Annotated in this window: 7 protein-coding genes; 4 read left to right on the forward strand and 3 right to left on the reverse strand. The window is 71.3% G+C overall.

The genetic code is table 11. The features are described from left to right. From D7W79_RS37570 to D7W79_RS37580, 3 genes are all read right to left on the reverse strand, one after another. Positions 1-841 (reverse strand): dipeptidase (locus D7W79_RS37570; RefSeq protein ID WP_120530080.1); only part of this gene is annotated, 841 nt, incomplete at its 3' end. A gap of 63 nt (positions 842-904) precedes the next feature. Continuing rightward, positions 905-2038, reverse strand: coding sequence for a serine/threonine-protein kinase (locus D7W79_RS37575; RefSeq protein ID WP_120530081.1), 1134 nt, complete (start codon positions 2036-2038; stop codon positions 905-907). A 220-nt stretch (positions 2039-2258) separates the two neighbouring features. After that, positions 2259-2876, reverse strand: coding sequence for an SPFH domain-containing protein (locus D7W79_RS37580; protein ID WP_244222190.1), 618 nt, complete (start codon positions 2874-2876; stop codon positions 2259-2261). A gap of 335 nt (positions 2877-3211) precedes the next feature. On the opposite strand from D7W79_RS37580, the gene thiS reads away from it, so the two are divergent. The 4 genes from thiS (at position 3212) to D7W79_RS37600 (ending at position 6038) form a co-directional block, all read left to right on the forward strand. After that, positions 3212-3415 (forward strand): sulfur carrier protein ThiS, encoded by a 204-nt coding sequence (thiS, locus tag D7W79_RS37585; RefSeq protein WP_120530083.1) that lies wholly within the window; start codon positions 3212-3214, stop codon positions 3413-3415. A gap of 26 nt (positions 3416-3441) precedes the next feature. Then, on the forward strand, positions 3442-4227 hold the full coding sequence (locus D7W79_RS37590; RefSeq protein ID WP_014395830.1) for a thiazole synthase: 786 nt from the start codon (positions 3442-3444) through the stop codon (positions 4225-4227). Between the two features lie 2 nt (positions 4228-4229). Continuing rightward, positions 4230-4847 carry a thiamine phosphate synthase gene (locus D7W79_RS37595; protein ID WP_120530084.1) on the forward strand — a complete coding sequence of 206 codons (618 nt, stop codon included), beginning with the start codon at positions 4230-4232 and terminating at the stop codon, positions 4845-4847. 147 nt (positions 4848-4994) lie between these two features. Then, positions 4995-6038, forward strand: a complete 1044-nt coding sequence (locus tag D7W79_RS37600) for a hypothetical protein (protein ID WP_120530085.1) — start codon at positions 4995-4997, stop codon at positions 6036-6038. The last annotated feature ends 11 nt before the right edge of the window (positions 6039-6049 follow it).

Below are 6049 nucleotides of genomic sequence, written 5' to 3' on the forward strand. Positions count from 1 at the left end.
GATGTGTATAAGCGACAGCCCCCATCACGTCCACCGCGTGCTCCACGTGGCGGACCACGTCGTCCCACGTGTCGCCGCCCAGGTACACCGGCGCCAGGATGATGCCCACCACGCCGCCGCGCTGGGCGATGGTGCGCAGCGCCGCGTCGGACAGGTTGCGCCAGCCGCCGCCCGCCTCGCGCACGCCGGTGTGCGAACAGAAGTAGCGCACCGTGGGGTGCGCGAAGAGGTCCGTAAGCGTCTGTTCGGACGCGTGCGCCACGTCCACGCTCAGCCCCAGGCGGGCCATCTCCTCCATCACCTGGTGTCCCAGCGGCGTCAGCCCCCGGTTGCCCATCATGGGAAAGGAGGACCCGCCCAAATCGTTGTTGGACAGGTGCGTGAGCCCCATGAAGCGCACGCCGCGCCGGTGCAGCTCCGCGAGCCGCTCCACCTGGCCTTCAATCGCGTGGCCGCCCTCCACGCCCAGCACCGCCGACAGCCGCCCGTTCGCGAGGTTGTCCTCCAGCCCCGCCCCGGTGGTGGCGACGCGCACGGTGTCCCCGGACCGGGCGCAGAAGGCGTCCAGCCGCTCAATCTGCCAGAGCGCGCGGGACCACTCGCCGCCGCGCGCCTCGCGGGGCCACTTGCGCCACGCGGCGAACAGCGGGAAGCCGCCAATGAACGGGAAGCCCCGGGTCACCAGCGTGAAGCACTGCAGCTTCACCCCCGCCTCGCGCAGGCGGGGGAAGTCCACGTGCCCCTCCGTCGACCGCTCGCACAGGTCGCGGTTCCACATCAGCGAATCCGCGTGCCCGTCCGCGATGCACCAGCGGCGGTGCAGCTCCTTCACGTCACCCATGCCAGCAGTCTTCGCCACGGCCTCCCGCGATGACAAGCACCCCGGGACGTCCGGAAGCCAGGCTCACGTCCATTCCGCGCCGTCGTCGTCGCAGCCGTCCCAGAGGTCGTCCTCCAGCGGCAGCCCCGCTTCCGCCTCCCCCAGGGGTCCCACGAGCGCGTCCGTGCGCACCTCCGCCACTTCGCGCAGCGCTTCGGGAGGGCCATAGGGCCGTCCTTCCGCGTTCAGCAGGCCCCGGAGCGCGTCCCGCAGCTCCGCGCCCGTCTGGAAGCGCAGGTCGCGGTCGCGCTGGAGCACCCGCTGGAGCACCGCCCGCATGCCCGGCGACAGGCCCCGCGTGGCCTGCTCCACGTGCGCCGACGTCAGGCACGCCATGCGCGCGGCCATCAGCGGCGCGGGGAGCCAGCTGGGCGTCTCCGCGCACAGCCCGCGCGTCCCGGTGAGGGGCTGGGCCTGCTGCGCGGCGCGCTCCACGTCCTCCAGGTCCAGCAGGTGCAGGCCGGTGAGCAGCTCCAGCAGCACCATCCCCAGGGAGAACAGGTCCGCGCGGCCATCCAGCGGCTGGCCCTCCAGCGCCTCCGGCGAGGCATAGGCCACGTCCCCGCGCACGAGCCCCGGCTCCGTCACCACGCGCCCGGGCAGCCGCGACCACGCGAGCGCGAAGTCCGACAGCCGCACCCGCCCGTGCACGTCCACGCGCACGGAGCGGGGGCTGACGTCGCGGTGCACCACTCCCACGGGCAGGCCGCGCGCGTCCTCCAGCGCATGGGCGTGGTGGAGCGCGTCCGCCACCTCCGCGCCCACGTACGCGGCGAACGCCTCCGAGAAGGGCCGCCGCCGCAGCGCCGCGAAGCTGGACAGCGTCTCCAGGCACGGCCCGTCCACGTACTCCGTCACCAGGTGGGGCGCCCCGTCGTGCACCCTCACCAGGTACACCGGCGCGATGGCCGGGTGGGACAGCCGCATGAGCAGCTTCACCTCTTCGCGCAGCCGCGCCCGCGCCACGTCATCCGTCACGTCGCGCAGGCGCTTGATGAGCACCAGTCCGCCCGGCGTGCGCGCGTAGTGCCGGCGGGCGAGCAGCAGCTCCCCTCCGGCGCGCGACCCCAGGTAGCGCACCAGCTCATAGGACGTGGCCCCGGTGGAGAAGAGGATGAAGGGCCGGGACGCGGAATACGCGGGGGGATGGGTGGCCATCGTGGCTGACGCTCCTGACGGGAAAAGCGCTTCCCGAGGGTGGGAAGGCATGAGGAAGACCTCACGCCCGCGTCCTACCACCCGGGTCAGACATCCCCATCCGACCCCACCGGGTGTTTCCCCGACTAAAAAGGAAACGGCCCCCACCGCGAGGGTGGGAGCCGCCGCCTTCAAGTATTTCCCCAGTCCGTGATGGACAGGTGCGCGTGAGGCGCGGGGATTACTTGTCCATCTTCTTGATGGGCGCCACCAGGGTCACGTCGCGAGCGACCATGTCCTTGCCGTCCATCACGTAGGAGGCGCGCACCTGCGAGCCTTCCTTGATGTCGTCCAGCTTCACCGCCTTGCTGGAGTTGTCCATCACGGCGGTCTTGTCGTTGGTCTTGATCTTCAGTTCCTTGTTGCTCGTGTCCACCAGCGTCAGCGTGTCGCCGGACTTGGACAGCACGCGGCCGTTGACGGTGGTCGCGGCGGCGGCGGCGGTGGTGCCGGCCATGCCGGAGCCGCCCGCGGCCAGATCCTCATTGCGGTTGGCCCGGTCCTCGGCCAGATCCTCGTTGCGGTTGGCCTGCGCCTCGGCCAGGTCCTTCTCCTCGTCACGGACGTCCTCGTTGGCGCTGGCGATCTTCTCGTTCGCGTCCTGACGCGCCTCCGCGACGTCCTCGTTGGCGTTCTGCTGCGCCGACGCCAGCTCCTTGCTCTCGTCCTGACGGGCCTCCGCCGTCTCCTGCGCCGCTTCCTGACGGGCCTCGGCGACGTCCTCGCGCTGTTCCTGGACGTCATCCTTCTTGCAGCCGGTGACCATCGTCAGCCCCGCCACCGCCGTGACCGCAATCATGAGCTTCCGCATGTGACCGCCCCCTGTGAGTGTGTTCTTGAATGCCGGTGATTTGTTCCCCGGCGTTGGGCAGAAACTGGTCGCTGACCTCGTACCTGCACAGCGCTTGTCGAAGGTGTGTGCAGTGCCCAGGGGTAGCCCGCGCGGGAGGGAGGGCACGGCTCCCTGCCTGCTGGGTGAGCGGAACAAAACGCATCCGAGCGCGAAAAATCCGTTCCCGCGCGCTGTAGCAGGCCTGTTGCGTGGGGGAGGCTGTGCGTTGACAGGGCAGAACCGCCCTTGTACTGGCACCGGCGGGTCCCGTCCGAAGGGGGGCCGGAAGGAGCCGTGAGGCCATGAACGTGTGGGTCAACGGAGAAGCGCGGACGCTGCCGGAGGGCAGCACCCTTTCGTCCCTGCTGGCGCTGCTGGAGCTGGGCAGCGGCCCGGGGGTGGCGGTGGAGGTGAACGCGGAGGTGGTGCGCCGCGCCCGTCATCCCGAGCACCGGCTCCAGGACGGGGACCGGGTGGAGATCGTCACCTTCGTCGGTGGCGGGTGAGCGCAGGCCCTGGAGAGGAGACGGTCATGAGCGGCATCGCGGACAAGCCTTTCACGCTGGCGGGGGTGACGTTCACCTCGCGGCTCATCGTGGGGACGGGGAAGTACCCCAGCCACGAGGTGATGAAGCAGTGCCACGAAGCGTCGGGCGCGGAGCTCGTCACGGTGGCGGTGCGGCGGTTGGATTTGAAGGCGACGGGCGAGGCGTCGCTGATGAACTGGATCGACCGCAACAAGATGCGCCTCTTGCCCAACACGGCGCTCTGCTACACGGCGGAGGACGCGGTGCGCACGTGCCGGCTGGCCGAAGAGCTGGGCATGAGCAAGTGGGTGAAGCTGGAGGTGCTGGGCGACGAGAAGACGCTCTACCCCGACGTCGAGGAGACGGTGAAGGCGGCGCGCATCCTGGTGAAGGAAGGCTTCACGGTGCTGCCGTACACCAGCGACGACCCCATCACGGCGCGCAAGCTGGAGGACGCGGGCTGCGCGGCGGTGATGCCGCTGGCGGCGCCCATCGGCAGCGGGCTGGGCATCCGCAACCCGCACAACCTGCGGCTCATCCGCGAGGTGGTGAAGGTGCCGGTCATCGTGGACGCGGGCGTGGGCACGGCCTCCGACGCGGCCATCGCGATGGAGCTGGGCGTGGACGCGCTGCTCATGAACACCGCCATCGCGGGCGCGAAGGATCCGGTGCGCATGGCCGTGGCGATGAAGAAGGCGGTGGAGGCCGGCCGCGACGCGTACCTGGCGGGCCGCATCCCGCGCAAGGCGTACGGCTCCGCGTCCAGCCCCATCGAAGGGCTCGTGGAGTAGCGGTGCCCTCGGCCCTGCCCCGCCTCGTGGTCATCACGGACTGGCGGCTGCCCCGGGCGCGGCTGTTGACCGCGCTGGAGCGGGCGCTGGAGGCGGGGCCGGAGGTCGCCGTGCAGCACCGTCATCCGGAGGCCTCCGGGCGGGTGTTCCTGGAGGAGGCGCGGCTCGTGGCGGAGGTGTGCCGGGGCCGGGCGCTGTTCGTGAACGGGCGGCTGGACGTCGCGCTGCTCGTCGGCGCGCACCTGCATCTGCCGGCGTCGGGCCCCTCGCCGCGTGACGTGCGTCCGTTTCTGCCGGAGGGCCGGCTCGTGAGCGTGGCGGTGCACGACGCGCGCGAGGCGGAAGACGCGGCGGGGGCGGACCTGGCGCTGGTGAGCCCGGTGTTCTCTCCCGGCTCCAAGCCGGGGGACACGCGCGACACGCTGGGGCCCCATGGGTTCAGGGGGCTCGTGGACCGGCTGCCCTGCCCTGCCCTGGCGCTGGGCGGGATGACGGCGGAGCGTGCTCGGGAGGTGCCGGGTGCCTGGGGCGTCGCGGTCATCTCCGCCGTGCTGGAGGCGGAGGATCCGCGCGCGGCGGCCCGGGCGCTGCTGGATGCTTGCGCGCCGCCTCACGGCTGAGTGCGAGGCCTTTGAAGCCCGAGCGGCAGGTGACCGGGTGCGCTCCGGATGGAGCCGGCCTGCCTCGGCCATCGCCCGTGAGGCGCCCTGGACAGGGTTCGTGATGGGTGAACCCGCGCGGTGAAGGCGGCGCTATGCTGCGCGGCCGTGACGCCCTCCCCGACCTCCGTTGAGCTGCGCCCCCTCGCCATCGGAGAAATCATCGACCGTGCGGCGACGTTCTGGCGCGCGCACCTGAAGCCACTGTTCGTGCTGTGTCTGGGGTTCGACCTGCTCAACTACATCGCGGTCAAGGCGTTCACCGTCGCGATGACGCGCACGGTGGGGGTGCTGCCCGGACTGGGCAAGGTCCCCGCGGGCACGGATCCCACGCAGGCGCTGACCCAGTCCGGCATCATGCTGGGGCTGATGCTCGTGCTGTATGTGTTCCTGGTGTGGAACTTCTGGATCGCCACCACGGCGGCGGCCCGATACGTGATTCCCGCGCGGCTGGGTGAGCCCGTGCGTCCCTCGGATGGGCTGCGGCGGGCGGCGTCGCGCCTGGGCACGCTGACCGCGACCTACCTCCTGTCGATCCTCTGGTCCGTGGGTGTGACGGCCCTGCTGTGCCTGCCCGGCTCCGTGGTCATGGGGCTGGGCGTCGTCGCGGCCGTCACCGGCAAGGGTTCTGGCGGCAGCACCGCGCTGAGCATCGCGCTGATTATCATCGGCGCCATCGTGCTGGGCCTGGGCGCGCTGGCGGCGGTGCTCTGGTACTTCCTGCGCTTCATGCTCCTGCCGCCGGTGCTGGCGATGGAGGACGTGGGCGCGTGGGCGGCGTTCAAGCGCTCCGGAGCCCTGCTGAAGGGCCGCGTCGAGCCGGGGTTCATGGGCCGGGGCACGGTGCGGGCCATGGTGCTGTCCACGGTGGTGGGCGGCATCCTCATCGCGGTGAGCCTGGTATCGGGCCTGCCCGCGTGGATCGTCCGGCTCGCCTATGGGGGCAACCTGTTGGACCCGGCAGCCCAGGCGGCCATCCCGCAGGCCCTGCTCGTCCCCGCGGAGCTGTTGCAGGTGGTGGGACAGTCCTTCTTCACGCCGCTGAGCTTCGTGGTGTCCGCGTTCTTCTACGTGGACATGCGCGTGCGCCGCGAGGGCCTGGACCTGGAGCGGCGGATCGCGACCGCGGAGCCGGTGACGCCGTCCCCCTGACGCCCCGTGCC

Source organism: Corallococcus exercitus (genome assembly GCF_003611585.1).
Classification (GTDB): domain Bacteria; phylum Myxococcota; class Myxococcia; order Myxococcales; family Myxococcaceae; genus Corallococcus; species Corallococcus exercitus.

Excerpts from the sequence above, each read along its gene's own strand:
- thiS (WP_120530083.1), top strand. The coding sequence starts at position 3,212 with ATGAACGTGTGGGTCAACGGAGAAGCGCGGACGCTGCCGGAGGGCAGC.
- D7W79_RS37580 (WP_244222190.1), bottom strand. The coding sequence starts at position 2,876 with ATGATTGCGGTCACGGCGGTGGCGGGGCTGACGATGGTCACCGGCTGC.
- D7W79_RS37575 (WP_120530081.1), bottom strand. The coding sequence starts at position 2,038 with ATGGCCACCCATCCCCCCGCGTATTCCGCGTCCCGGCCCTTCATCCTC.
- D7W79_RS37590 (WP_014395830.1), top strand. The coding sequence starts at position 3,442 with ATGAGCGGCATCGCGGACAAGCCTTTCACGCTGGCGGGGGTGACGTTC.